This window comes from Streptomyces lincolnensis (assembly GCF_021173675.1).
Taxonomy (GTDB): Bacteria; Actinomycetota; Actinomycetes; order Streptomycetales; family Streptomycetaceae; genus Streptomyces; species Streptomyces lincolnensis_B.
Genome location: NZ_JAIHON010000005.1, coordinates 83,284 through 110,159, shown reverse-complemented (window position 1 = coordinate 110,159; position 26,876 = coordinate 83,284). Strand labels below are relative to the sequence as shown.

The window sequence follows — 26,876 nt, the reverse complement described above, 5'->3', positions numbered from 1 at the left end:
CACCGGTCAGCGGGTGCTCGTGTCGTACAGTCGCCACGCCGGGTAGCGCAAGGCGTGAGCGCTCTTTTCGCCGTTGTCCACGAGCCGACGGCGGTGCAGCATCAGGCGCAGGTGGCGGGCTTCGTCAGCGCCTTCGTCCGGCCCGCGGTCGAGCAGGACGGCCTGTGGACGGGCAGCGTCCTGGGTTTGTACCAGGACGTCGACGGGGTGGCCGTGGACGCTCTCGCCGAGCGTCGCTGCCGTTCCCGGCTGTGTGGACATGACCTGGTAGAGGCGCTGCAGCAAGTCGTCTCCCGCACGGTCTTCGATGCGAGGCCCGGTCGTGGTGGCGGCGTTCAGGAGCTCGCTGGCGACACCGCCCCACTTGCGCCACAGGTTCATGTCGCCGACCAAGATGAGGTGGCTGCGGGCGCGGGTGATGGCGACGTTCCAGAGGTTGAGCTGGCGGTGGACCCAGCCGATCGCGCTGTCGTGCATGCCTTCACCGGCGACGAGGGAGAAGACCATGACGTCGCGCTCACCGCCCTGGAAGGTGTGCACGGTGCCCACGCGCACGCGTTGCCGGCCGTATTGCTTCAGTTGTGCGCGGAGTTCGTCGGCTTGGGGCGTGAAGGGGGTGACCACGCCGATCGTGGCTTCGTCGGGGAGTTCCTCCAGCAGGGCACGTACGAAACTGTCCACCTGCCGGATCTCGTCGTGGTTCACCCAGGAGCCGCCGTACGGGGGCCGGGTGGCCCGTCCGGGAACGTGGGACCAGAAGATCGGTTGCCTGGGCAGGGACGGGCGGTCCCGGGTGTCGGTGAGGACCGTCAGCCCCTGGTCGTAGAAGAGTTCGTTGGACACGGCGGCGATGTCCGGGTGGCAGCGGAAGTGCTCGTCGAGGAGGAGGGTGCCTCCCGCGGAGCGCTCGGCGGCGTGGAATGCGGAGTGGCGGCGGTGGGCGAGCCGGTGCTTCTCCAGCCAGCCGGAGCGCAGGCCGGTCTTGCGGCGGATCAGAGCCTCGCGTTCGGGGCTGATCTTGGCGATGTGCGGAAGTTGCATGGCGTCCCCGATGACCAGGGCTCGCCGCGCCCGGAACAGCAGCGGAAGCACGTGCGGGATGGCGCACTGGCTGGCCTCGTCGATGACGACCAGGTCGAACAGGGCGGGACCGAGTGGGAAGCGCCGGGCGGAAAGGCTGGTGACTGCCCAGCCGGGTGCGGCAGGGAGCACTTCGCGCACGGCGGCCCAGTCGGTGCGGTTGCTGTCTCTGGCGCTCAGAAGATTGCGGATGCGCTGACGGCCGGTCCGCGCGTTGCTCCGTACGGTGCTTTCCAGCAGGGTGCGCGAGGCGTTCTGTACGCCCGCTTCGGCAGCGCCGACCGTCGTAGCCAGCGCGGTGTCATCGACGTGGGCGACCTGTGCGTATCCGTTGCGCCAGGCTGCTTCCGCAGCAGCGAAGTCGGCCAGAGCGAGGCAGCCTTCTGCCCGGTCCCCCTCGAAGGTCTTGAGACCGATCTTGCTCATGAAGCGGGCGCGCCGCCAGGTGCCGAAGAACCGGGCGTGGACCAGCCGCCGTGCCCGGCCCTCCAGCTGATCGAGGCTTCTTGCTTGTGACAGGACCTCGGTCAGTTCGGTTATGGACCGGCCGAGTTGGGCGGCGTGTTCCTCACGCAGTTGGCCGGCTTGAAGCAGGTCCTTTTCGGTCGTGGTGACCTGGGCGAGATCCTGCCGGACGCGGGCGAGTTGGCCGCGGGCGATGTCGACGTCCATGGCGGCCGTGGCCACGTTGGGGACGGGTTCCGGCGCGGTGCGCAGGGCGTCCAGGCCTTTGGCCTCGGTTTCGACGTAGTTCCCGGTCTTGGCCTTGGCCGAGCCGGTGCGTATGACACTGCCGGGTACGAGCGTGTCGCAGCGGCGCCAGACCTCGTCCACCGCCTCGTTGTTGTTGGAGGCCACGAGAACGGTGTGGCCGCTCGTCACCGCTGTAGCGACGAGGTTGGCCACGAGCTGGCTCTTTCCGGTGCCCGGCGGTCCCGTGGCGACGGTCAGCCGTCGGGTCATGGCCGAGTGCAGCACGGCGGCTTGGGCCTCATTGCAGGGCAGTGGTGTGACCAGACGTGTCGGCTCTGGTTCCGACAGGGCCAGGGCGCGGGTGCGTTCGGCCGGGTCGGGCGAGAGGGCGGCGAGCGCTGTCGCCTGGATGCGGTCCGTCTGCTCCGCGATACCGGAGAAGTCGTCCAGGAGCTTCTTCGTGTAGGCGGTCTCGGGCAGGGCTGTGAAGAGCACGGCGGTGTTGCGCGCGCCGTCGCCGGGCGTGTGAATGTCGATGCGGTCGGCGAGCTGATCCGGAAGGAGTTCCTGGACGCAGGGGATCTCGAACTCCTCCCTGAGGAGCTTGCTCGCTTCCACGGCCATGCGGTCGTGCTGGCCGCGATGCCAGGTCGGCTGGAAGGTGTCGGCGAGCTGGGCGGCCTCTTCGTCCCCCAGCCAGTCCCGCGCCAGCTGAGGGTGCGGCTGGACGGGACCGTAGGGCTTGAGCCGTACCCGGCCGTCTTCGGAGACGACCTCCACGCGGCGGATCAGCAGGGGCGCGAATTTCGGGTGCCGCCAGGGGCGGCCGCCGCGTGGCCCGGTCAGGACCACAGCCGGGTATCCGGCCCACAGTTCGGCCTCCTGCTCCACGGCCGACTCGATCAGTCCACCTGCCTCTGTCGGGACGGGGATGCAGCCGTCGTCGTCGACGTCGCCGGAGAGAAGTCGCTCCGAGCCGGAGAGGCAGACGTACGAAGTGTCTTGGTCGCCGACCGACATCAGCGGCGTTTCGGTCTCGTCCGACAGCACGCACTCACGGTAGTAGTCCAGGAGCTGGTGCCACGTTGGCTGAGACGAGGCGGATTTGCGAGTGGGGGCCTGGGCCTGCGGCGCGGAGGAAAGGGTGGGGCGACGGGTGAGTGGAGTGAGCAGCGGAGCCGCGCCGAACGGGCAGTCGGCGATGACGATACGGTCGTCGACGCCATGCGCGAACTTGACCGGCACCTGGCGGGCACCCTGGGCGCGCATGCGTCGGTTGACGTAGTGGAAGAGGTCCTCCACCGACACGTCACCCTTGCCGTCCTTGCTCACCTTGCCGGTGCGCAGGGCTTCGATGACCTCGGCGGTGAAGGCGGACGGCTGCACCTCGCCGCTGCTGTCCGTGTCGGCGTACGAATCCTCACCGGCCCGTGACGACGACAGCACGTACACGCCGCGGCTGGTGAGCAGAGGCTGCTCCTGCTCGGCGGACTTCGCGACGGAGTCGGGCTGCCGGTCGGAGGTGCGCAGGCCCACGGCGAAGCCGCCACTGCGGCAGCAGTCGATCATTACGACCTTCTGCGGCGCCCAGCACTGCTCCAGCTGCTCGTTGACGAAGCCCGCGCTCACCCCCGTTTCCGCGATCCGGTCGAAGTCGGTGTCGGTGGCGATGAAGTGGAACTCCCCGCCGTCCCGCGCGAGTCGCGCGCCATGTCCGGACACATAGACCAGGGCCAGTTCATCCTGCTCACAGCCCTCCAGAAACTCACTGACGGCCTCCTGCATGTCGGCGGCGGTCAAGTTCTCCCGGGACGTGATGGAGACGAACCCGCCGATGTTGCGGTGTCTGAGGACCTGCTCCATGCCCCAGATGTCGGCCCGTGTGGAGGGCAGCGGCGGGAAGCGGCTGTCGTCGTAGTGCTCATTGCCGATCAGCAGGGCGCGGCGCCTGACAAGCCGGGTCACTCGCCGTCACCTTCTGGTCCGTTGGCCGGGGCGTCACCCACCTTGTCCAGGAATTCGCGGACCACGCGCTCCTGAGCAGCATCCGGGCGGCCCGTGATGGAGACGGAATGCCCGTCGTAGGTGACCTCGACCCTGCGGTGACGGTCCTTGGCGCACCATTCCTTGATCGCGGTGATCAGGACCTGCGAAGCGGGCCGGGCGACCGCGGTTGCCGTGGCAGCCCACAGTGCCACCTCGCCGACGCCGACACCCTTGCGGCCCGGTTGCAGGGCCGCGTCGTCTTCGGTGAAGCCGGCGACCACGCCCTCCGTTGCGTGCAGGGCCGCGCACAGATCGCGCGTGAGACGTTCCTGCCGCAGCGCATCCCCGCCGGCCGCCACCACGAGCTGCCACCGGCGCCCCCCGTCCTGCATGCACCACTCCTTGCTATTGGGTCATCACGTGGGATGACTTTTGCATGAAGGTGCCCCTGGCAACAGCTCGACGAGGATCCGCAGGGGCACCATTCAGCCAGCCGTGAGCTGAGCATCGTGTCGACTCGACTCAGAGTGCGCGCAGGCGGCGGCGTGTGCGGGGCGGCTCGGGCAGTAGCCGCATGGCCATGATGGAACCGTCCTCGCGCAGCGAAACGGGTCCGTCCCAGTCGTCCTGGCGGCTGACAGCCCTCCACCTCGATCGCAGAGCGTGTGCGTTGCGCCGGTACTCCTCCACCCGCCCGTCGCGCAGGTGATCGAAGAGGCTTGCCTCAAGACCGGAGAACGCCTCCACCCGCGTGCCGTTCAGCCGGAAGACGTGATCCGTCCCGACAAAGGACATCCCGCCGATCTCGTGATCGATGTCCTGCACGATTCCCGTACCGGCATGCGTGAAGCCCTTGAAGTGGCGCTTCCCCTGCCGCTCCGTCAGGTACTGCGCCGTCGGCTCACCGCCGCCGGTGAACCCCATCAGCCCGGCTGCCCCCGCCCGCGCGAGAGACCTCCGGAACCACGAGTACTGGTCCGGCATCACCTGGAAGCCGCTCACGCGCTGCTCGTCCTCGCCGTCAGTGCCCGGGACGCGGACGTCGGGGTAGATGTTCAGGTCCTGCAGCTCGCGATCCGCGTCCAGAGCGTCCGGTGGTATGGGCAGGGAGCCGTCACCGGGGGCATGCAGCACATGCACGATGATGCCGCCCTGCCCGAGCAGCTCCGTCGACGTCACCAGGGTCGGCGTCTGATCCCAGGGGCCGATGTGCACCGCCTCGACCTGCGCTGAGGCAGCGGCCAGCTGGGTGTGCGCGTAAGAGCCCTTCGCATGGGTCCCCTTGCACGCAAGAGGGACGACCTTCGACGGCTCGCCGGGCTTCCACGCCTCCAGGAGGAAGTCGGGGCGCAACTTCACCCAGTCCCGTCGCTTGACGTCCTTGCCCACCAGCGCCCAGCCCGCCTGCAGGGCGATGTCCGCGTCCACGACCGAGATCAAGTGGTCCGGGTACCGCTTCTTGAGCGCTCGCTCGGCGACGGCGAGCGCGAATCCGATGCCCAACTCACCGGACTGCACAGTCTTGTAGTGGCGCCTGGGATTCAACCCTTCCTCCGACAGCGCCATATACCGACCAGGACTGCCATCCAGTGCCTGGCAGTACTTCAGACAACCCCAGTGCTCAGCCAGCCCACGCCCGGCTCCCTGCCGGGACAGCACAGCGGCACGCCCCAGCGCGTGCAGCACATCCCACGGAGTGAGCCTGAACGACGGGCCGACCTCGGTGGCAGGCAACGCCCTCAACCCCGGCTTCCGCCGAAGCGGTTCGCGCCCGTCCTCCCGTCGTTCCTTGTCGTCCTTCGCGGCGGCCTCGGCAACGGCCCCCGCCAACGCGCTGGTCGAGTCGATCTGCACATTCCAGGCCTGCACGAGTTCCTTGAGCACCTGTGCTGCTTCTGCCACGGCTGTTCCCCCTACGTCGCATCGGTGGCGTCACGACAAGATCGAGACGCTAGGTCGGATACGACGGGCGCACACAAGGGGACATACCCGCGCACAGTCCGAAAACGGACGCCAGAGCTTCTGCCGTGCTGCTCGACGCGGCCAGGGCCTCGCCAGGAGCCGAACCCCGGTCGAAGGTTCGAACCAGGGCGACCTGGTGCCGCTGCGAATTGGCTGGATCCCTGTGAGGGCTGCAGAGGGAGGGGCGGTCAGTCTGCTGAGGCGATCATCGAAGCAAGGTGCGGCTGAGGCCGCTCCTGGACGCGGAGTTGGAGGCAGGAGGGGCAGGCGCTCAGGACGCGGACGCCGCGCAAGCCACGAAGGTAGACCCGTTCCGCAGCGACGTCGTCGGAGCGTCGATGTGTGAGAACGCGGTTCCGAACACGGTGACCATGACCTCCTCCACGGCGAGGGGCGGGTGGGCGTAGGTATCCCAGGTCTCGGAGAATTTGGCGTGCCGGGAGAGTGCTTGCACGGTTTTCGGGTCGTGCTTCCCGGAGCAGCCGAGCGTGGTGGTGTAGAAGTGCTTGAGATCGTGGAAGCGGGTTCTGTCCGGAAGCCCGGCTTGCTTCACCGCCCTTCGCCACTTCTGATGGAAGTCGCTGATCAGTACGGCTCGGCCATAACGGTTCGTGACGATCAGGCCCTCGTCCGGCGGCTCGACGTAGCCGCGTGCCCGGCGGCGGCGCTCGGCGCCTGGTGAGACGGGCTCCGGCTCAGAGAACCGTGACACGTGGTGTAGCAGCCGCTCGATCAGGAAGCGATCCACTGGCAAGGTCGCGTAGCTGGCCTTGGTCTTCAGGCGTACGGCCTTACCACGCTGCCGTTGTTCTTCGATGTGCAGCAGGTCGTGTTTCCAGGCCACCTGGCTTCGCTTCAGTCCGAAGGCCTCGCCCTGGCGTAGTCCGGCGCAGGCTCCGAGCCAGATCAGGACCTCGTAGCGCGGCGCGACCGTCCGCATCGCCGCAGCGACCGCGGCGACCTGCCCAGGTGACAGCGCGACCTTGACGCGGGGGGCGATGTCCGGGAGTTCGATCCTTGCCACGATGTTGGGAGGGAGCGGGATGTCCTCGTCCAGCATGTAATGCACGAGGACGCGCCAGGTCTTGAAGATCTGGACGATGGTGCAGGCCGAGTCGATGCCTTGCTTGTCGAGGAGGTAGTCGACGAAGGCCATGGAATCGGGGCGGCGCAGGCTGCTTGCGGTGCGGTGGCCGGCGAACGGCAGGATGTGGTTGCGGAGATGGCTTTCGTAAGTGTCGCAGGTGTTGGTGTTCTTTTTCCGCTTGCGTCTCCTTTCCATCATCTCGGTTGCGAAGTATTCGACCGGAAGGCTGCCCGGATTGTTGTCTCGCGACGTCTGCCTTTCGGTCTCTGTGAGCACGTTGTCCAGGAAGTCGCGGGCTTCCTTCCAGGTGGCAAAGGCTGGCCGTTTCTCTTTTCCTGAGCCGTCGGTGTACCGCGCCTGCCAGCGATGGCCTCGGCCGTGGTCCGCAGACGGGTGCAGAGGTTGTTGCACCGTGCCGCATCGGCACGGTATGTCACCGCGCTCTGGTTTTGGATATCTCTTGTGCCAGCGGTCGAACGGCTCGATTGGCTTGCCCAATGTGCCCTGCCCACGGAACTGAGCTGCGTGCTGGATCTGTCGCCGACCCTTTCGCATCGGTTAGGGGACGTGCGCGACGGCTGGTTGCTGTCCGTCAGAGCGATGCTGTCCGCTACAACCAGTAGTTATGCACAGCTGTTCATGGTGTGCGCAAAGGTGTGACGGTCGAGTCGCCGTGTGCCAGCACGTGAACCGTCACCGGACCCGCGACTCCTGTCCCTGGGCATGCAAATCCGTCGCCTTAGGGAGGAACGGGGATACAGCCTGGAAGAACTCGCAGGGCGCAGCGGGATGAGCTTCCGCGGCCTCATCTATATCGAGCACGGACAGCGCAGCCCCAGCGTTCTTACGCTCTTGGACATCGCTTCAGGGCTCGATGTGGAACCGGGGGAACTCGTCAATCACATCACCCAGGAAGAAACCGGTAAATCTGCCCCTGGTGGTTCGAGCTGACAATCCGAGGATCGTGATTTCGTCAGACCTGTGGGGTCGTGGCCTGTTCTTGCCCTCTGGCGGTTCGTCCTGAGGCCCGCGCGTGTGTTGTGCAGGCGCCCGTCGAGGTGTTGAGCCCTTGACGCACTGCCGTGCGTGCCGACTGTGGGGTGCTTCCCTTTGATCCCTCTTCCGGCCGCGCCAGGGTGCCCTGACTGTCGTGCCCTGACACTGGAGGCGGCCGACGTTATTTGACGTGCCCATTTCTAGCAGTGGGGATGTATTTCATTCGCGGGGCGCAAGTGTTGGGGTCAATCGTATGATGCGTCAAGACCGCGTGCGGGTGGGGAACTTGAGGCGGTTGCAACCGCCTGTGTCGTCGAGGGCGCGGGCCTCAGGCTCTCGGGGGCGTCGTTGTACCTGGCTTGTCTGTACGCGGAGAACTTCCGGATCTTCGGTTCGATGGCGAGGAAGGATGGCGACGCGGACGCCAGCTTGTGTCTGGAGTTCGGTCCCGCCACGAATGTCCTCGTCGGCGAGAACGACAGCGGGAAGACGGCCATCATCGATGCGATCCGGCTCTGCTTGCTGACGACAGCGGCGGACTTCTACCGCATCACCCGTGACGACTTCCACGTCGCACCGGACGGACGCGCGAACACTTTCAAGATCACCTGTGGTTTCAAGGACCTGACGACGGAAGAACAAGCGGTCTTCCTGGAACTGCTCACTACCGACGACGAAGGCAACGTCGCCCTCTACGTCACTGTCAAGGCGGAGCTGATGGACCCGCTGCCTCCCCACCGCGTCTCGGTGACCACGCGCACCGGCCGCGAGGGGCAGGGGCCGGCCCTGGACGGTGCCGCGCGTGAACTGCTGAAGGCCACCTACCTACGTCCGTTGCGGGATGCGGAGGCGGAGCTGCGCTCCGGCCGGGGATCGCGGCTGTCGCAGATCCTGGCCGGCTACCCGGCCATGCGCGCCCAGGGCGAGAACGACTTCGACGAGGAGAGTGACAGCGCCAGCACCCTGGTCGGAATCCTGCGCCGCGCGGAGCACCACATCAGCGACAACGATGCGGTGAAGGCGGCCCGGAACGACATCAACACCGGCTACCTGCAGAAGTTCTCCATCGGCTCCGACGTCCTGCGCGGCGAGATCGGAGTCGCCGGCGACGCCACCCTGGCCCGTGCGCTGGAGCGGCTGGAGCTGACCCTGTTCGCGGGAACGGGGGAGTGGACCCGGCACGGCCTGGGCTACAACAACGCCTTGTTCATGGCAGCCGAACTGCTCCTGCTCGGAAACAGCGCCTTCGCGCCCCTGCTGCTGATCGAGGAACCCGAAGCCCACCTCCACCCGCAGCTGCAGACCCGCATCATGGACCTGCTGCGGGAACGTGCCGAGGCCGCCACAACGTCCGGGACGCCGCCGGTCCAGGTCATCCTCACCACGCACAGTCCGAACCTGGCCTCGGCCATCCCGGTGGAGCACCTCACCCTGGTCGCCCGCGGATCTACCTTCCGCCTGGCCCCGGGGCTGACCCGGCTCGACGAGGGCGACTACGCCTTCCTCACCCGCTTCCTCGACGTGACCAAGGCCAACCTGTTCTTCGCACGCAGCGTCGCCATCGTCGAAGGCGACGCCGAAGCCATTCTCCTGCCCGCCCTCGCCCAGGCGGTCGGCCGGTCGTTCAGCGAATGCGGCGTCAGCGTCGTCAACGTCGGCGGCGTCGGTCTCTTCCGCTACAGCCGGATCTTCCAACGCGACGGCGAGCAGATCCCGGTCGCGGTGGCCTGCATCCGGGACCGGGATCTGGTGCCCGCCGGCACCTCGGCAGAGATGCGCAAGGAGCTCAAGTGCTCGGCGGAGATGACGAAGCAGCAGATCGCCGAGCACGTTGCCGGGCTGAAGGAAAGGGACAGCGGCCACGTGCGCACTTTCGTCTCCGACCACTGGACCTTGGAGTACGACCTGGCCGCCGCCTCCTGGACCATGGCGACCCTCATGCACCAGGCCGTCCGCGCCGCCGTCGCCTCCAAGACCACCTGGCCCACCGCGGACAAACTCGCCGACCTGGACCGCTCCGCCCAGGAACAGGTCAAGAAGTGGCGCGAGGACGAAGTACCGCTGGAAGAAGCGGCCTTGCACATCTACGAGCCCCTGCGTATGGGCCGGGCCAACAAGCCGATCGCAGCGCAGCACGCCGCACGGCTCCTGCAGACCACGCCCGTGACCGATGAGGACCTGCCGCACTACCTCGTGGCCGCCTTCACGTACCTGTGCAGCGAGGTCTGAGCGATGACACCCCTGTACGCGCCCGACGCCTTCATCAAGGACAAGGTCGAAGCCCTCGCCCAGCAACTCGGCCTCGACCTGCCGCACCAGGAACAGTGGAACTTCATCCAGAGCGCGGAATCCCTGGACCTCCAGGCAGCTCCCGGCTCGGGGAAGACCAGCCTGATCGGCCTCAAGCTTGCCCTCCTGGGCCAGGCATGGGCCTCGCCCACACGCGGCATCTGCGTCCTGTCCCACACCAACACGGCCAAGGACGAGATCGCCCACCGCCTCACCGCCACACCGGCCGGACGCCGCCTGCTGCAGTACCCACACTTCATCGGCACGATCCAGGCCTTCACTAACACCTTCTTCGCCCTGCCGGCCCTACGGTCCCGGGGCGTTGAAGTGAAGACCGTAGACGACGACGCCTACGCGGGCGAAGCCCTCCGGCTGCTCGAACGCCACCCTCGGTTCCGGAAACTCAACACCGCACTCGGGCACCGTACGAACGGCCCCTCACTCGTCGCTGAGGCCCGCTACGTCTGCGACGCCGGAGACCTGATCGCGACAGGACCTGACGGCACTCCTCCCTTCAAAGCATCCAGTGACAGTGGCCAACAATTCGCCGCGCTCAAGGAAACGCTCACCGAGCGAGGCATCTTCCGCTACCACGACATGTTCGCCCTCGCCGAGCACCACCTCTTTCATCACCCCCAGCTCGCGCTGGCCGCCGCCCACCGCTTCCCCTTCGTCCTCCTGGACGAAATGCAGGACACCAGCGACCTCCAGCAACGCCTGCTCGACAAGGTCTTCGGCCCGCTGGGCACGGTCGTCCAGCGTGTGGGTGACGTCAACCAGCGCATCTTCGCCGACGCACCGGATGCCGCACAGCCCTCGTCGTTCCCCCTGCCGCACGCCGCCCAACTCCCCGTCAGCCGCAGGTTCGGCAGCAAGATCGCAGCACTCGCCAGCGACCTCACGGTCCACCGCCGCCAACGCATCGACGGCGCCGGCCACGACGGGACCGTCGCCCTCCTGCTCTTTGACGACGACACCGTCGCCGAGGTCGTACCGACCTTCGAACGGATGGCAGCGGCCACAGTCCCCCGCCAGTTGCTCCTGGACAACCCACCCCGCGTCCTGGGCGCCCGCCTCACGCGGGGAAGCGCCAAGGCCTATCCACAATCCCTCTCGTGCTACGTACCCGGCTTCACCACCACGTCGGTCCAGACAACCGGCAGTCTCATCACGGCGACACGCGCCGCCCAGGCCCAGCGGCAGTCCGGCGACAACCACACAGCCGTCACATTCCTGTGGAACGCAATCCGTGATGTAGCCCGACTTGCCACCGTCGGCGGCCTGCCCCCGCTGAGGCAACTGGACCGAGACCCAGCCACCGCCGGAGGCCGGGCACGCCTGCTCCTGCACGACATGCTGACGAGCCCACTCGACAGCCACGTCGAATGGGCAGTTCTCACTGGCCGGCTTCTGCGGCTCCTGCCCGACCTGACCCAGAGCCCCCTGAAAGGGGTCGCGCGCCTCGCGGATCCCCTTGCCCACATCCCGTACGTCGCCCAGCCAGCGCCCGTGCCCGATGCGTCGGCTGATGCGGACCAGGGTGTGGTGGCGTCGGTCGCGGGATCGATCCAGAGCGCCAAGGGCGAAACCCACGCGGCCACACTCATCCTCGAATGCCTGGAACGCAGCGGCAAGAAATACGACGTACACGAGGTCCTCGGACTCCTGAGCCGACAGCAGGACGCCTCCAAGGCCCTGGTCACGATCCAGCGCGCAGCGCAACTCGTCTTTGTGGGCGCCACCCGCCCCACTCACCTGCTTGCCTTCGCCGCGCACCGCACACGAGCCGAACCGTACGTCGAGGCGATGACGGCCCGTGGCTGGTCTGTCCACGACAGCAGCCTGCGCTAGAGCGGATCTTCGTATCAGTGCGCGGGCCTTGAACGACTTGAGCGAGCATTCCGTATGATCGATCAAGAGCGGGAAACGTTTGGATTGCATGGCAAGACGACCGTTGTGGAGCGCCGACGGCTCGCACTAGGGTCATCGCTGTCACTCCGGCGACGGGGCAGGTATGACAGCACTAGCCTGACCTGAAGACAGGGGCTTTTGCCCGTGACCCGGGCAGCGGCGCCTCAGTTGTGCCTGGTAGGCGGCGTGGTCGTCATGGGAAGCGGCAGCCGCGGCCTGCAGTGCTGGCGCGTTCAGACCATTCCGTGAAAGGTTTCCTACCGGTAGGTAAGTAGGCGGTCGTCTGTGAAGGGCGAGCCTCCTTGAGGCGAGGGCAGAGGTAGCAACATGGCTGTGGCGGCGCGAGGTCCGGCGGAAGCGATCTCCGGAGCGGCGGCGCCTGGCACTCTGTTCCCTCAGGGCGCAGACATTGGCGTGTTGAACATGTTCGGTATCGATACCGTAGTTGCATACAGCGAAAACGAGGACGAGATCGAGCGACGTGCTCGCGTCGGCACGCAGGAGCTCACCAATCCTCGGGCGCTGGACCTGCTGATGAACCTTCCACTGGGCGAGCCTGTCCCGGTTACTTCGCTGAGCGACACGGAGCAGCGCGTGCTGAGGCGGATGCCTGCGGGAACGGTTACCCGGCATGACAACGTCGTCGTTCGCGAAGCAACCCACCCCATCCGAGTCGATCTGGCCGTCGTCCCGGGCAAGGGCTGGGCCTCCGCTAAGGAAAAAGCCGAATGGTTCACACCTTTCTGCGCGCGGGCTGTCTTGATCGACCGACCTCTGCGGCGTCGAGATGACGCCGTAATGGAGGCAGAGTTCTACGGCATTGGGCTACTCGTCGCAATCAGCAATGACGTCGAGGTCGTTGTCCCGCCTCGCCCCTTCGTTCGGCGTCGGCACACTGTGGCCGGCTGGAGGTTCGTGGAAGAGGCGTATAAGCAGCTCTCGGCCCGGTAAGCCGCCTCAGGGCGTGATCGGCAGCGTTGCCCAGGCCCCCAGCGGGTCAGGGACTACAAAGCCCGCCTTCGAATTTGCCGACAGTCCCAGGCGCTGGTTTTCCAGGGCGTAGTGCGCGATGGCGGCGGCACACTTGTCGCGCCACCACGCTTTGCGCTCCAGCCCGGGCTCCCTGCTGGTGATCTCGATGACCCAGGCGCTCCAGGTGCTGATGTTGTGGTCTTCCGACTCTCGCCGCGCTTCGCCGCCCGGGTCGTTGAATCGGTCCAGGCCGCGTCCGTCACAGACGTCGCAGCTGCACGTTGCTGGCGGGTGATTGGCGTACAGGCGGGCCAGAGACTGGGTGCCCTTGAAGCACATCAGGCTTGGCATCAGCACTGACGGATATTGGGGTCCACCGCCGTTGGGGTTGAACAACGCCCGCTCGCCAGGGGGAATGCTGTGCCGACTGGCGCTGTCGGCGCCGATACCGGCAAACAGCCCGCCGTGGGCGAGTACGTCCAGTGCGGCCAGATCGGTCCGCAGGAGGGCGACATCAGGCAGCTCGGCTACAACGCGGCGCAGGTTGGCGGGAACACTCTTGGCCTGCTCCATCGGATCGAACTGCCGGAACAGCGTCAGGGCCTTCGGATGCGGGATGCGCTTGCAGACGGCGATCAGCTGGCTGAGGAATTCATCGGTGAGCCAGGCGATGTCGATCGGGAGGTTGACGATTGTGTCTGCCCGCTCGATGCGTTCGGACTGGCGCATGACCGCCTTGAGCGCCCTGGAGGCTCCCGGGGGGATGTATCCAGTCGGTGTGAGAGCGGCGCTGGCACCGCGGGCCTTCTGTAGCTCAAGCGAGGTGTCGACCGTGTCGAACAGCTCGTTGCCGTCCAGCAGAAAGGGTTCATCGACTGTCGCCGTGTGCGTCTTGTAGGCCGCAGTGTCGATCAGCAGGGCGCCTGTGTAGCCGGAGGTTCGGAGTTGGTAGGCGCGTTCACCCGCCTTCTCCCCGCTCATGACGACGCCGCCGAGGTCATCGTCGAGCGGAGTCCGCGTCTGCGGTACGAAGCGGGCGTTCTCATACAGCAGTACACGCCCCTGCAGCAGCGGCGTGGCCGGTACCGACGCATCGAGGACCCGCAGGGCGGGGGTGCGGCCGGGGAACGGCGAGTTTGCCATTGTCACCTACTTGTCGGCGATTCCGGTGGCCGTGTGGTCACCGGGGCGGAGGAAGGACATGAGTAGATCTCGGTGAACTCCTCGAGTTCCAGGCCGGCTAGGTGGGCTGCCTGGGACAGGTCGAGGTTGTGCTGCTGCCTCAGTCGGGTCACGACCTCGGCAAGGTGACGCGGGGTCTCGAACTCGAAGGTAACGGGTTCGGTGGTTCGGTAGCCCAGGGCGGACATCTCCACCATGAGCGAGCGGTACTGCCACTCGGTGAGGACGCCAAGTGACTTGGCTCGGCGGGCGACTGCTGCCATCGAGACCCTCCACCGACGCTTCAGTTCCACCAACCGCTGCAAGTCCACACGCGGCCGAAGCTCGGCCACGATGTCCTCGTGCGGCATGAGGAATTCGGCTGCGAATTCATCGGCTTGCTGTTCCTGCAAGCGTCCGTCCCCAGGCTCAGTGTGCATCACGATGTGCCCGAGCTCGTGCGCCAGGCTGAAACGATAACGGTCCGCAGGGGCAGTCGAGTTGAGCAGAACGAGCGGGCGTTCACCGTGCGGCCACTGGCTCACGGCATCCAGCTCACGCGCTTGGAGATCGCGAGCCACGAGTAGAGCGCCGGCGGCTTCGAGCACCTCTACCACATTCGGGACGGGACCAGACGGGAGCCCCCATTCCAACCGCAGCGTCTCCGCGGCATCGGCCGGCGTATCAAAGTCGTCGACCGCGATGTGTCTGAAGGCATGCTTCTCGTCGTCGTGGCTCGCGGTCGTCAGTGTTTCCACCTGGAGGCGCGTAACTGCCAGCGTCGCATGGACGCGTCGGAGCGCCGGTGCGCCCATGGAGGCGCGCTTACGGTGGTGAACGAGCCCCACGCCAACCCCGCCATTGTCAGTGGCGCGGCATAGCATCTCCGGCGTGTATCTGAGAGCTGCGGCGAACAGGGCGAGACGCTCGCCCTTCACTGCCAGGCGACCGGCTTCGGCCCGGCTGACATACCCCTGCGACACCGTCTCGTTGGCCGCGAGGCGAGTCATCTCCCGTGCCAGGTCCGCCTGCGTCCAACCACGCGACTCACGGGCCAGTGTCAACATGGCGGGCTGCGCCACCAAGCCGACGACGTCACCCATGACGACACCCACCTCCCGCGGTCAGGCGCTCCAGCGCACAGCACCATACAACTCAACGCAGTATACTCAGAAACATACCTCAAAATATTCCGTACATGATGTGTGCACTTACTTCTGGTGCGAAGATCGCCTGGCGAACGGGCTTGGGTCTCGTGCGCTTGGGGCCGGACATGCGGCCGTGGCTCATTGGTGAAGCTGAGTGGCCGCGACCAATGCTGACTTAGCATGGCTCCTCACCTGCTCCGCTAGTCCTGCGACTCTGCATCGGCTTCGACAGGCGTGTGGGCGATCGCATCTGAGTCTCCAAGCCGGAAGGGAACACGAGGGGTGGAGACGGTTTGAGCTTTAAGACGCTTCGGGCCTGGAACGGCGAGCAGAGCCGGGCATTCGAAGAGCTGTCGTATCAGCTGCTCAAGAACCGCGTGCCACCAGGAATTCAGGCCATCCGGACCGGCAACCCTGACGGCGGCGTGGAGTGGTACGCCACCCTGCCGGACGGCACGGAGTGGGGCTGGCAAGCCAAGCACGTTGACGGCATCGGCCCGCTCCTGACCGCCATGACGGATTCAGTGAAGCGCGTCGCCAAGGAGCGCCCACAGCTCCGCAAGCTGACGTTCGCGATCTCCTGGAACCTCGCCACCGGCACGCTCGGCGGTGAGCGCACGTCTCAGCGACAGAAGTACGAAGCCAAGGTCTCCACCTGGAAGAAGACGATCCCCGGCGCCGAGAAGATTCAGTTCGAGCTGGTACAGGAGAGCGACCTGCTCGACGAGCTGGCCAAGCCGGAGCACCGTGGCCGGCGCTGGTTCTGGTGGAATCACGTGGTTCTCGGCCGCGACTGGCTGGAGCAGCGCTATATGGAGCAGGCGGATGCCGCGGGCGAGAAGTACCGGCCCGACCTGCAGGTCGACCTTCCCATCCAGGAAGACCTGGTCGCGCTCGGCTTCGACCAGTCGGTCCTCACACATTTCAATCGACTGCGCCGCGACGTCATCACCGCCGTAAACGATCTACATGTCCTGGTCAAAGACGAGGATGATCCTGACGCTGCCCCGTACCAGGCCGTCCATGACACGGCAGCTGCCTTGAAGGCAACCGCGAGTGCCCTTGCAGTACAAGCAGGGGATCCCCCAACTCCCCTAGTGCACCTCACCGATCAGCTATCGGCTACTGCCGAAGCCATTGAAGCTGCCAGGGACTATGAGCGACGGGCGAGGGCCGAGTGGCGAGAGCTGCCGAGCGACGACCCCAAGCGGAATCAGAGCCCCCCGGAACGGGCCGAGGGATACGGCGTCGGTGTCCTGCGCACAGCGATCAACGAACTGCACTCATGGCTTGAGTCTTCGATCGGCCGAGCTTTCCGGCGGCGCGCCTACTTTCTTACGGGACAAGCCGGGTCGGGCAAGACACACCTGCTCCTTGATGCCACCCACCGCGCTCTGCTCGCCGATCGGCCCGCGGTGTTCCTAGCCGGTGCACAGTTCGGCAGGGGCGACCTCTGGGCGAGCATCGCTGATCAGCTCGGTCTGGAGCCCGTCGGCGGCGATGTCCTGCTCAGTGCCATGGACGCTGCTGGCGAAGCAGCCGCAACGGCCGGTAGCCGGTTCGTGATTTTCATCGATGCCCTCAACGAGACCACACCAGCCGACTTCTGGCGAACGCATCTTCCGAAGCTGCGGGCTGCCGTGGCCCGACATCCCCACATCGCCCTCGTCGTCTCCTGCCGCGACACTTACCGTGATCTCGTTCTGGAGGGCAACGAGGACAAACACTACGTCCACCGCACGCACCCGGGATTCGCAGAGCGAGAAGTCGAGGCGACACAGCGCTACTTCGACCACTACGGCCTCGAAGCTCCCAAAATCCCGCTCTTGACACCCGAATTCACGCTGCCGCTCTTCCTCCGCCTGTACTGCGAAAGCCTCTCGGAGGCCGACACTCACGCGGCCCCAACCGGCCACGAGGGCCGCATCGCCATCTTTGAGCGCTACCTCAGCGCAAAGATCGGCACGGTCGCTCGCCGCCTCCGCCCCGACGCAACATCAAGCTACGAACTGCAGGCAGCGCAGACTCACGTCCGCGACGCCCTCGACGCGCTCCTCGACGAGTTGTCCCGGCTCGGCCGCGAGAGCATGAGCGCTGCCAGCGCCCATCAGACCGTCAGGTCGTCGCTCGAAGAACCCCGGATCGACACTGCCCGGCTCTTGGGCCTCCTGCAGGAAGAGGGAGTACTCACACGCGAGCGTCTCTACCTCGGGAACGGAAACACCGGGGAAGGCATCCGCATTGTCTTCCAAGCCTTCGCGGACTTCCTGCTCTTGAGGCGTCGGCTTGCACTGTTCGCCGATCCGCTCAACGACGAAGCGGTGAGTCAATGGCTGACGGAGGAGAGTAGCTGGGGGATCAACGAGGCCGCGACTATCCTGTTCCCGGAGGTCTACGGTGTGGAGCTGCCGGACCTGCTGAGCATCAGGATGACGGACCCGCCCGACCGGCACCAAGACAGGGCAGCCTGGGACCAGCATCAACGCGCCCGCCGACTCTACGAGTCACTCGTGGAGACATTGCCGTACCGTGCCTCGGAAGCAATCACACAGCGGACGATCGACCTGTTGAACGAGGCACAGCCCTATCTGCGCCGTTCGGAGTTCTTTGGGGTGCTGTTCGCCCTCGCACCACAGCCCAACAACCGCCTCAACGGCGAGGGACTGCACCGGTATCTCCTTCAGCAGAAGATGCCAGAGCGCGACAGCGATTTCGGGTTTGCGATGTATCACGCGCTGTTCGACGCGTCGGGCACGGCAGCACGACTGGCCCGCTGGGCGGCTGGGGGACCCTATCCCGCTTACGACGCCAAAGTAGTCGAGCTTGCCTGCATCCCATTGTGCTGGCTCTTGGCTTCTCCGAACCGATTTATGCGGGACTGGACTACCAAGGCCCTGGTGCAACTGCTACGTGGGCACCTCGATGTCATGCGCGCACTCGTCGAGCGTTTCTGGGCGGTCGACGATCCCTACGTAGTGCAACGTGTGATCGCGATCGCCTACGGCGCACTCCTGCGCAGCTCACCGAAACAGGCTGATCAGGCCAAATCCCTGGCCCATCTGGTCCACCACCTCGTCTTCACCCCACCCGTGCGACCGGATGAACTACTCCTCGACGCCGCCCGCGGTGTCGTCCGATGGGCCGTAGCGCAGCAACTGCTGCCCGCATCAGCGCTACATGCGTCCCGGCGCCCGTACGGACTGGCGATGCCTGGCCCGCCACCGACGGAGGCGACGCTCAAGGCCAAGTACGGATGGCGCGAAGGGCAACCGGCTGACGAGAGCTATTCGTCGATCGACTTCTCATTGATGGGCATGGGTGACTTCGCCCGCTACGTCGTCCAACCTGGCGTCCATCACTTCTCGCGCTACCGCACCGGGCAGACCTATCCCGAACGACGGTCCCGGGAACCGCGGTTCATCAAGAGCCGTTGGGAGAAGTTCGTCGCGTCCCTAAGCGATGAACAGAAGGTGACCCTGGCCGACGAGCTGCGCACCCCTGAAGAGCAAACCTTGAGCTCGCTTGAGCTCCTTCTGAACCATGCAGAGGATCCGCTGAGCGAAGAGCAGAGAGAGCTATGGGACGCCGCGTTTGTGTATCCCAAGCCGGTCGATGACGAGTACCCGGCGGACGTTGCTTGCCGCTGGATCTTCCGCCGCACAATCAGTCTCGGCTGGACACCCAAGCTCTTCGGAGATGAAGACCGACGCATCGGCCATGGGCGCGGCAGAGAAGGACACAAGGCCGAACGCTGGGGCAAGAAGTATCAGTGGATGGCATACCACGAACTACTGGCCCGGGTTGCAGACAATTACCAGAGTTCGCGGCGTTTCGGAGATAGTGCACCGTATGAGGGATTGCATCAGATCATCGGCGACCGAGAGATCGACCCGAGTCTGCCCCCGATCGACTACCACGCCTTCAATGAAGAAGACGGCGGCAATGGCGTAACGGCATGGAGTTCGTCGCTGATCAACCTCGAAGAGTGGCCACCTGGCCGCCTCGACTTCAGCCGATACCGCGGAGACATCAGACGATTCCTGGCCGATTCCGCCTCCGAACCGACCATGGCCAGCTCCTTGTTCGTCCGTGATCGAGAAGGCCATGACTGGGTGGTACTCGAAAGCTTCGTGAAGAAGGTCGATCCGTTGGCCGACAAGGGCTGGCGCGGCCTTCAGGAGAAGGGCGCCGTCGACACGCTGCTCGTCAAGGCGGATGCTGCCGGCACCCTCTTGAACGCCTTGCGAAATGAATCACGTCACGACCTCCGCGATCTCGTCGGCTCCAACGGTCACACCGACTGCTGCTATGTAGGCGAAGTAGGACGGGTGGGGCCGAGCTGCCCGCACCGGCACGACGCCCTTCGCTCGGTATCGATCGGCGGGAAAGTCGTGGAGGTCGTACCCACCATCGAGCAGTACACCTGGGAGGGCAGCATCCTTGACTGCTCCATCGGTGAATCCGCAACCGCCGTCCTGCCCTCGACCTTCATCCAGCAGGCCGCGGGACTGACTTTCGATATGCGAGGCCCGAGCTGGCTCGATACTGCCGGCGCGCCCATGTTCACCTACTACGAGGAACCTGGGGATGCGAGTCGGGCGCTTTTGGTGAGAAAGCCCTTGCTGCAGAAATTCCTGGTGGAGCACAACTTTGAGCTGGTTGTGTGGCACTGGTACGAGCGAATGCAGCTACGAGACGACTACCACCAAGGCCAACACCCCTATGTCGAATCGAACGTCATCGCCCGGCTAGGGGCGGACATGAGCGTTCGCCAGGGTACCCCGCAGCGGACAGAACGAGACCTGGAGTGATTGGCAAAGCCACCCTCATGGTGAAGTACGGTGCCACACTTGCTTCCGCAACGAGACGGCTGGTTAAGGGGCTTCTGGCCCTGGTGGTTTGAGGTCCGGTGGGTAGCCCTTTGCGCGGAGCCAGGCGTCAAGGGCGAGAGCGACGATGTCACCATGAGGGATGTCGGTGTCGGCGTTGCAGCGGCGGATCCGGCGCTGGAACTGAAGAACTTCAGGGACGGCGTGGTTGAGCTGCCCTCGTTTGGTGTGCCGGTCTTTGATGACGTTCAGGGTGTCCGGATGCGGCGTAAGAGCGTCGTCGTTTGGCTGGAACTCGGCGTCGAGCGCGTCAGCGATTTCCCGCAGTCGGCGGGCATAGGGGGAGTGATCAGGCACTAGAGCTGCTCCGGTCGGTCCGGCTAGGCGGATAGCTACCCGCCTATTGGGCTATTGGAATAGTCGGCGCGACGGGCGGCCGCACCCCAGCGTGGGGCGGCCGCCCCCCCCCGTGCACTGCAGTCAGAATCAGAACCCGCGGGCGGTGAGCCACTCGTCCAGCGCAACGGAGACGATGTCGCCGATGGGCAGGTGATCGAGTTCGTTGTCCAGCGCGAAGCGCTTGATCCGCTTCTTCAGCTTCAGTGCGGCGGGGACCGACGAGTCGAGACTCTCGCGCGCGATGATGCGCTGGTTGAGAACGACGGCGGTCTCAGGAATGTCCTTGGGACGGCCGGATCCCTGAGCCCATGGTGTTCCCTCGCTGGGCGCTGCCTGCGATTGTGCTTCCTGTTCCTGGTGAGCCCGTGCAACATCGGCCCTCACCGGGAACCCGTTGCCGCCTGCCGTCGGAGGAGTTGCAGGGCGAAGCGCCACCTCAGCGCCCGAGACTGCGCCAGGAGCCGCGAACGAGCCGTGTTGCGCAATGGGTTCGGTCGACTGCGTGGGCTGGAGGGCAGGTGCTGCGGGTTCGGCAGCCGGGGCCACAGGCGGCATCTGCCGTTCCACCGGTACCCCGCCGCCCCTTGTCCCCGCCTCGGGGGCGAAGTCGGCCGGGTGAGTCGGCTGACTGGCAGCCGGCTCCGGCACCGGGCCGCTCGGCGCCTCGGCAGTCGGCTGGGCTGAGGTCTGCGCCACTTCGGGCACCGCCCCGGTCTGGCCCTGTGCCGATGCCTCGGCGGGAACGGCGGAAGGAGCGGGCTGAACCTGCGCCTTGCTCGCCGTGGGGCGGCCTTCGCCCTGGGCAGCGGCCTGTTCGGCGGCGTACTGCTCTGGGGTGAGCTCGGCGGCCGGGGGAGGGGGCGGCGGGGTCGCCTTCTTGGACCCGCCGCCGAGGGTGCGGCCGGTGCGGCGGGTGGGGGGCTTCATGCGCTCGCTCATGCCGTGAGCTCCTTCATCAGTTCGGCGTACTCGCTCAGCTCGGTGGGGATCTCGCCGAAGGCCTCCATGTAGTGCACCCAGGAGTGGATGGTCGTCTCGGCGAGCGGGAAGGGTTCGTCGCGGTCCGGGCCGATGCCCTCGCCCTTCTCGGGTTCCAGCAGCTTGTCCTTCGCTGTGCGGGGCAGGCTGGTGCGGTCGTCGGCCTTCACGAGGACCACGTGGGCGGTGACGTCGCGCTCGTTGCGGGCGGCGGCGCGCTCGGCCTCGTCGAAGGTGGCCACGAGCTTGCGGCGCTCGATCTTGGTGGGGGCGACCGGCACGATCAGCCGGTTTGCCTCGGTAACAGCCTCGTGGAAGATGCGGGCGCTGCCGCCGCCGGCGTCGACCACGATCGCTCCGAACTCGGCACGCTTCTCACGGATGTACTCGGCGATGTCGTCGAACGGGTACCGCTCGACCACCAGGTTGGCCGGGATTTCGAAGCCCTCGGCCTGGGCGACCTTGAACCAGTCGTAGGCGGACTGGCTGGTGGCGTCGGCGTCCAGCAGCAGCGTCGGCAGGTCGAGGACGACGGCGTAGTAGAGGGCGATGAACCAGGCCGAGGTGGTCTTGCCGGTGCCGCCCTTGAGCATGCCGACGACGATCACGAAGGCGTCCCATTCGCGGGCTGTGGCCGCGGCCAGGGTCTTGTGACGGGTGTTCTCGTTCACGGGTGCTTGATCTCCTGAAACTGGAAGGTGCGTTGTCGTATGTGCGTCGGCGAGAAGGCCGACGTTCGGTGGCGGGTGTCGGCCGACGGCGGCGGGGCCCGTGCTGCCGTGCCGTGTTCGGGATGGCGCACCGTCGGTCCCTTGTTCTGCGGGGCCCAGCCGTGAACATCTGCGGGCGCGCTCATGACCTCTTCCTCGGGGTGCGGGCCGGGCCGTGGTTGTGCTTGGGCCGCATGCGGGTGCCCGCCTGGTGCAGGAGCCGGTACACGGTGGCGACCGAGTAGTTGCACTCCTTGGCGAGGTCCGGGACCGTGGCGCCAGCCTCATAGCGCGCTCGCAGGGACAGCGTGAGCTCCTGCCGGTCAGCAGCCCGAGCTGCGGCGCGCATCCGCAGCGTCTGCTGCGTGGTGCGCACGCTGCCGCCGGCCTCGATCAGCAGACGCCGGGCGGCACGCCTCGTCCCTTCCGCAGCCGCAGCGAGTTCGGTGAGGGTGGCGCCGTGCTGCTCGTACAAGGTGCGAAGATGCGCTGCGAGGCGTTGGCGTGCCTGAGGGTCCTGGCGCATTCGACGGGTCTGCCACGATGTGCGCATCTCGGTCCCGGCCTCGTGCAGCCGGTTGAGAACCGTGCCGTACGACAGGCCACTCGTAGCGACGAGTTCGTCGACCGTGGCACCGGACTCGTACTGCTTACGCAGGGCCTCGGGCGTCACGGCCTCGCTCGCATCGGATGTGACTGGGGGCTCTGGGTTCATGCGGCGGACTCCCATTCGCTGAGGGCTTCGGCATGGGCGGCGGCCAGCTCGTCGTAACTGCGCTGGTCGGCAGGGGTGATGAGGATCAGTCGTCCATCGGTGGCGATCCGCCAGTCGGGAGCGGCGCGGCCGGTGACCGGGTCGAGGACGCGCCCACCAGGGGCGTGCCACGCGGAGGGGATCTCGTCGGGGCGGGGTGCCGGGATCAGGACCCGGCACCCGTCGCGGACGATCACCATGGCCTTGCTGCGGTGCTCCGCAAGCCGCTCCAGTGCCTCGCGGTACGCGGCGCGCTCGGCCGCGTGCAGCGCCTTGCGCCGGGTCGCGACGCCCGTGGTGCCGTACTGCTGGGCGACCGCGTCCCAGCCCTGTGCCGGGTGCGCGGTCGGGCGGGGAACCTCATCCGGCAGGCTGGTACCGAAGCCCTCCAGCGCGCGAGGCGCGAGGCTCCAGGTCTCTCCGCTGTGGTGCACGAGGCCGTGTTCGGCCAGGCGGCGCAAGGTCCGGTAGGCGGTGGCCCGGGACACGGATGCCGAGCCGATGAGCTCGCCGATGGTCTGGGCTGGACGGGCGTGCAGCGCGCCGATGATCATGAGGGCGGAGCTGCCGAGGCCGTGGTGGGCGAAGGCGTCGTGGCCCATCAGGCGGCTGATGACGGTGGAGTCGATGTCGGCCGCCGCCCGTGTCTCAGGGGTGGGCCACTCCTCAAGTGCCGGGTCGGGGGGGTACTGAGTGGTCCGGAAACGAGACAGCGAAGCGGGGGCGTTGCCGTCGGCGAGGTACCAGGTGGAGCCCTCCCGACCATGGCCGACCCGAAGGCGGCGCAGCCAACCTTGCGGCTTGAGGACCGTCTCGTAGACGACCCGCAGCGTCGTGCGGGAGACGCCTGCTTCCTCGGCGGTCTGCCGCTCACTGGCGTGGTGCAGGGGCCCGCTGGCGATCTCGGCGAAGGTCAGATGGGCCCGCAGCACGCGCAGTGCGGTCCGTCCCCGCTCGCCGCGCCAGGGTGTGGTCTCGATCCGGTCCCGCAGCGCGGCGAGAACCTCGTGCGCCTGCTGACGCGAATCCAGGACTCGCGTGCTGGCGACCGCGGCCGAGGCGCTGGCCCACACCCGGCCGATGTACTCCAGGGCACGCGCCTGCCCGGAGCGCAGCGCAATGTGCCGGGCGTGCCGACCACCTTCGTGGTCGGGGTGGAGCAGCAGCTGGGTCAGCTCGTTTACGGTTCCGCCGGCGCGGGCGACGTGGCAGGCGATGGCCGCGGTGATCCGGTGCCCGTGCTCGGCCGCGCCCTGCCGGTCCGCCCGCAAGATCACGGTCCGGGCGCCGGAGCCGAGCCTGCTGTAACTGCCCGCCGCATAGCGGCCGGTGAGGTCCCCGAGCAGAACCAGATCAGCCGCAGCCGGAGACAGCCTGTAAAGCCCCAGTCGCTCGCTCGGGTGAAATGTCCGTCGGGATGGGTCTGCCTGGTGGGTGTGGTGTGGCACTGTGGGGTCGTCTCGCAAGGACGTGGACGCCACCCAGGCCCGCTAAAACCACGGGTGGTGTCCGGAACCGACCTCCAATCGGTGCCAGACGAAGCCTCCAGGATGGCCGTCCTGGAGGCCTTCGTATGCCTGGCTCCGCAGCGGAGGCAGGCGTCCCCTTCGCGGCTCGACCGAGATCGATTGGGGGCGCCGCCAGAGGTTTCCGGACCCGTTCGACACCGCCCCGACCTCGGCCGACTCGGGGCCGAACAGAGGGCGATTGCCTCTGACTGGCTCCGAGCAGCTCGGGTCGAATCGGGGTCGAATCAGAGCCGTTTCCTCTGACTGCCTCCGATCGCCTCTGCAACCCGTCCTAGCAGGTCACAGCCGGTCCGATCCCCCAAAGTCGCAGGTCAGAAAGGTGCCCCAGGAATACCCGGCGTACAGCCCGACTCGTCTGCTTTTTAGGTCCTGACCTGGGCTTTTGGCCCGGTCAGGGCCCTTTCGTGTGTGGGGGCACATCCCGCTTCTACCTGGGAGTTCCGGAAGTCCCGCCGAAGTGTGCACGCGTTGTGCACTGAAGCAGGGCGCTGGCGGGCTGGTGGAGGTCGGTGTGGGGCGCTGCGGGGGAGTCTGGGAGTCGAAGCCGGCTGACGCACAGAGTGGTGGGGCCGATGCCTGATCCGGATCGGCTTCACAGGCCGCATGACATCGTGGCCGCGCTGCGAGACGGGGAACCCGCGCTGGGCTTGAGCAAGTCTGTCCAGGCACGAGCACTTCGCCTGGTGCAGGCGATCGTGACGGAGGCGGAGCATCGCGGGCACACGGTTCGACTGGCCCGCGGCGGACATCACGGACGCCGCGCACGCCGGCCGGACGACGAAGGTCTGTTCACCGTCACGGCCCAGGGGTAGCTGTGTGGTTTCTCCATCGGGCAGGAGCAGGACACGACCGAGCACGTGCCAACGGGGAAAGAACTCGCCGACGCTGAACGGTACTCCTGGATCAGGATTCCCAAGTACGACCACGTGCCCTCCGACCGTCTCACCATCACGCTCATCGGAGGAATCACCCACCGCAAGTCGGTCTGGAAAGACAGCGTCGACCGCCGGTTGGAAGATCAACTGTCGGAAATTCCGCAGGAAGTGGATCTGTGCTCACAGGCCGCCGAACGCAAGCGCGCCGAAGAAGAGGAACAGGCCAGGCTTAAGGGGTCCTTTCAGAAAGCCGGGGTTTTGTGGGCGAGGGTCATGCAGTGGGCGAGCTGGAGGAGAGCGTCGTGCATGTCGTCCCGGGTTTCCCAGCGGGTCCGTAAGCGGCGCGGTCCGTGGAGCCAGGCGATGGTGGCCTCGGCGACCCAGCGGATGCGGCCCAGGCCCGAGCCGTGCGGTTGGCCGCGCCGGGCAATCTTCGGGACGATGCCGCGCTCACGCAGCCGACGGCGGTAGCTGTCGTGGTCGTATCCGCGGTCGGCATACAGGGTCCGGGGCCTGCGCCGGGGGCGGCCTCGTTTCCCCCGCACCGGGGGCAGCTCGTCGACCAGCGGCAGGAGCTGGGTGACGTCGTTGCGGTGTCCGCCGGTCAGGGACACCCGCAACGGGGTGCCGTGCGCGTCGGTCAGCACGTGATGCTTCGAGCCCGGCCTCGCACGGTCAACCGGACTCGGACCGACTTTTGGGCTGCTGCGCCCCCGCTTGGCCGGCACATGCGAGGCATCCACGGTGACGCGGGAGAAGTCCAGACGGTCCGTTGCCCGCAACCGGTCCAGCAGCACCCGCTGGAGTTCCTCCCATACCCCGGCCTCCTGCCATTCGGCCAGCCGCCGCCAGCATGTGGGACCGGAACCGAACCCCAACTCCTGCGGCAGGTACTCCCACTGGATGCCGGTGTAGAGGACGAACAGCACGCCCTGCAGCGTCTTGCGGTCATCGATCCGCTTGCGTCCCGGGTGCCGGAACCGCCGCTCATGCTTCGGCAGCAGCGGCTCAATCACCGCCCACAGTTCGTCGCTGACCTCCCACGGCTTCCGCCGTGTCATGGTCACCCCCACACAGCACGGGATCACGTACCTTTCCACCGTGCCACAGGAAGATCATTCTGCAAGGACCCCTAAGCACCGCCAATGGGAGGCGATGGTCCGGCAGGTCCGTGACGACTATGCCGAGGCCTTCCGTATCAGTCTGCTGGAGCAACAGGAGAAGGCATGGCGGCAGGCCACACGACTCTCCGCCTACCTGACCGCGGCGAGTGAGCGGATCGAATCCATGCCGACCGGCGCTGACCGCACCGAGGCCGAAGCCTGGCTGTCCTGGGCGACGAACCACATCCGCTCACTTGATCCGCTCACCCGCCCGCTCCGCGTGCCCGAAGTACCCGAGCCCCGGCCCAGCGACCTGGAGCCCTTCTTGCACGGCTGGAGGTACGGGCCTTACCAGCGGTGAGCAGAGACCACAGGGCGAGTCCGGTCCCAGGAACCCGGGGTGCCACGATGCTG

General features: G+C 66.6%; 19 protein-coding genes. 7 read left to right on the top strand and 12 right to left on the bottom strand.

Going from position 1 to position 26,876, the window contains the following annotated elements; genetic code table 11:
• Nucleotides 1–6: 6 nt before the first annotated feature.
• From K4B79_RS14755 to K4B79_RS14740, 4 genes are all read right to left on the bottom strand, one after another.
• Nucleotides 7–3,738, bottom strand: a complete 3,732-nt coding sequence (locus K4B79_RS14755) for a caspase, EACC1-associated type (RefSeq protein WP_232027030.1) — start codon at nt 3,736–3,738, stop codon at nt 7–9.
• Complete coding sequence (locus K4B79_RS14750) at nt 3,735–4,151, bottom strand: hypothetical protein (protein WP_232027029.1); 417 nt, start codon at nt 4,149–4,151, stop codon at nt 3,735–3,737. Before K4B79_RS14750 ends, K4B79_RS14755 begins: the two co-directional genes overlap by 4 nt.
• Before the next feature lie 130 nt (nt 4,152–4,281).
• On the bottom strand, nt 4,282–5,661 hold the full coding sequence (locus K4B79_RS14745; protein ID WP_232027028.1) for a hypothetical protein: 1,380 nt from the start codon (nt 5,659–5,661) through the stop codon (nt 4,282–4,284).
• A gap of 331 nt (nt 5,662–5,992) precedes the next feature.
• On the bottom strand, nt 5,993–7,219 hold the full coding sequence (locus K4B79_RS14740) for a tyrosine-type recombinase/integrase (RefSeq protein WP_232027027.1): 1,227 nt from the start codon (nt 7,217–7,219) through the stop codon (nt 5,993–5,995).
• Nucleotides 7,220–7,531: 312 nt separating this feature from the next.
• On the opposite strand from K4B79_RS14740, the gene K4B79_RS14735 reads away from it, so the two are divergent.
• From K4B79_RS14735 to K4B79_RS14720, 4 genes are all read left to right on the top strand, one after another.
• Nucleotides 7,532–7,759 carry a helix-turn-helix domain-containing protein gene (locus K4B79_RS14735; RefSeq protein WP_232027573.1) on the top strand — a complete coding sequence of 76 codons (228 nt, stop codon included), beginning with the start codon at nt 7,532–7,534 and terminating at the stop codon, nt 7,757–7,759.
• Nucleotides 7,760–8,152: 393 nt separating this feature from the next.
• A complete protein-coding gene (locus K4B79_RS14730) occupies nt 8,153–10,033 on the top strand; it encodes an ATP-dependent nuclease (RefSeq protein WP_269463501.1) in 1,881 nt (626 codons plus the stop codon).
• A 3-nt stretch (nt 10,034–10,036) separates the two neighbouring features.
• A complete protein-coding gene (locus K4B79_RS14725) occupies nt 10,037–11,944 on the top strand; it encodes a UvrD-helicase domain-containing protein (protein WP_232027025.1) in 1,908 nt (635 codons plus the stop codon).
• Nucleotides 11,945–12,331: 387 nt separating this feature from the next.
• Nucleotides 12,332–12,955, top strand: coding sequence for a hypothetical protein (locus tag K4B79_RS14720; RefSeq protein WP_232027024.1), 624 nt, complete (start codon nt 12,332–12,334; stop codon nt 12,953–12,955).
• 6 nt (nt 12,956–12,961) lie between these two features.
• On the opposite strand, the gene K4B79_RS14715 is transcribed toward K4B79_RS14720, so the two are convergent.
• Entirely contained in the window at nt 12,962–14,119 is a 1,158-nt protein-coding gene (locus K4B79_RS14715; RefSeq protein WP_232027023.1) for a hypothetical protein, read from the bottom strand.
• A 2-nt stretch (nt 14,120–14,121) separates the two neighbouring features.
• A complete protein-coding gene (locus K4B79_RS14710) occupies nt 14,122–15,240 on the bottom strand; it encodes an ImmA/IrrE family metallo-endopeptidase (RefSeq protein ID WP_232027022.1) in 1,119 nt (372 codons plus the stop codon).
• A 338-nt stretch (nt 15,241–15,578) separates the two neighbouring features.
• On the opposite strand from K4B79_RS14710, the gene K4B79_RS14705 reads away from it, so the two are divergent.
• Together K4B79_RS14705 and K4B79_RS14700 are read left to right on the top strand one after the other, a co-directional pair.
• Nucleotides 15,579–20,096 carry an ATP-binding protein gene (locus K4B79_RS14705; RefSeq protein ID WP_232027021.1) on the top strand — a complete coding sequence of 1,506 codons (4,518 nt, stop codon included), beginning with the start codon at nt 15,579–15,581 and terminating at the stop codon, nt 20,094–20,096.
• A gap of 153 nt (nt 20,097–20,249) precedes the next feature.
• The gene (locus K4B79_RS14700; protein ID WP_232027020.1) at nt 20,250–20,474 is read left to right on the top strand and encodes a hypothetical protein; all 225 of its coding nucleotides are present in this window, start codon (nt 20,250–20,252) and stop codon (nt 20,472–20,474) included.
• Nucleotides 20,475–20,600: 126 nt separating this feature from the next.
• Here the strand turns inward: K4B79_RS14700 and K4B79_RS14695 are convergent, their stop codons facing one another.
• The 6 genes from K4B79_RS14695 to K4B79_RS14670 form a co-directional block, all read right to left on the bottom strand.
• Nucleotides 20,601–21,452: a hypothetical protein gene (locus tag K4B79_RS14695; RefSeq protein WP_232027019.1), complete on the bottom strand. Its 852-nt coding sequence runs from the start codon at nt 21,450–21,452 to the stop codon at nt 20,601–20,603.
• Nucleotides 21,449–22,162: a ParA family protein gene (locus K4B79_RS14690; RefSeq protein WP_232027018.1), complete on the bottom strand. Its 714-nt coding sequence runs from the start codon at nt 22,160–22,162 to the stop codon at nt 21,449–21,451. Before K4B79_RS14690 ends, K4B79_RS14695 begins: the two co-directional genes overlap by 4 nt.
• Nucleotides 22,159–22,347: a hypothetical protein gene (locus tag K4B79_RS14685; RefSeq protein WP_232027017.1), complete on the bottom strand. Its 189-nt coding sequence runs from the start codon at nt 22,345–22,347 to the stop codon at nt 22,159–22,161. The genes K4B79_RS14690 and K4B79_RS14685 overlap by 4 nt, the downstream gene beginning before the upstream one ends.
• On the bottom strand, nt 22,344–22,916 hold the full coding sequence (locus K4B79_RS14680) for a helix-turn-helix domain-containing protein (RefSeq protein ID WP_232027016.1): 573 nt from the start codon (nt 22,914–22,916) through the stop codon (nt 22,344–22,346). Before K4B79_RS14680 ends, K4B79_RS14685 begins: the two co-directional genes overlap by 4 nt.
• Nucleotides 22,913–24,232, bottom strand: a complete 1,320-nt coding sequence (locus K4B79_RS14675; protein WP_232027015.1) for a helix-turn-helix domain-containing protein — start codon at nt 24,230–24,232, stop codon at nt 22,913–22,915. The genes K4B79_RS14680 and K4B79_RS14675 overlap by 4 nt, the downstream gene beginning before the upstream one ends.
• A gap of 1,369 nt (nt 24,233–25,601) precedes the next feature.
• Complete coding sequence (locus tag K4B79_RS14670; RefSeq protein ID WP_232027014.1) at nt 25,602–26,420, bottom strand: IS5 family transposase; 819 nt, start codon at nt 26,418–26,420, stop codon at nt 25,602–25,604.
• 94 nt (nt 26,421–26,514) lie between these two features.
• Here K4B79_RS14670 and K4B79_RS14665 point away from each other — a divergent pair, with 94 nt between their 5' ends.
• The gene (locus K4B79_RS14665) at nt 26,515–26,823 is read left to right on the top strand and encodes a hypothetical protein (protein ID WP_232027013.1); all 309 of its coding nucleotides are present in this window, start codon (nt 26,515–26,517) and stop codon (nt 26,821–26,823) included.
• The last annotated feature ends 53 nt before the right edge of the window (nt 26,824–26,876 follow it).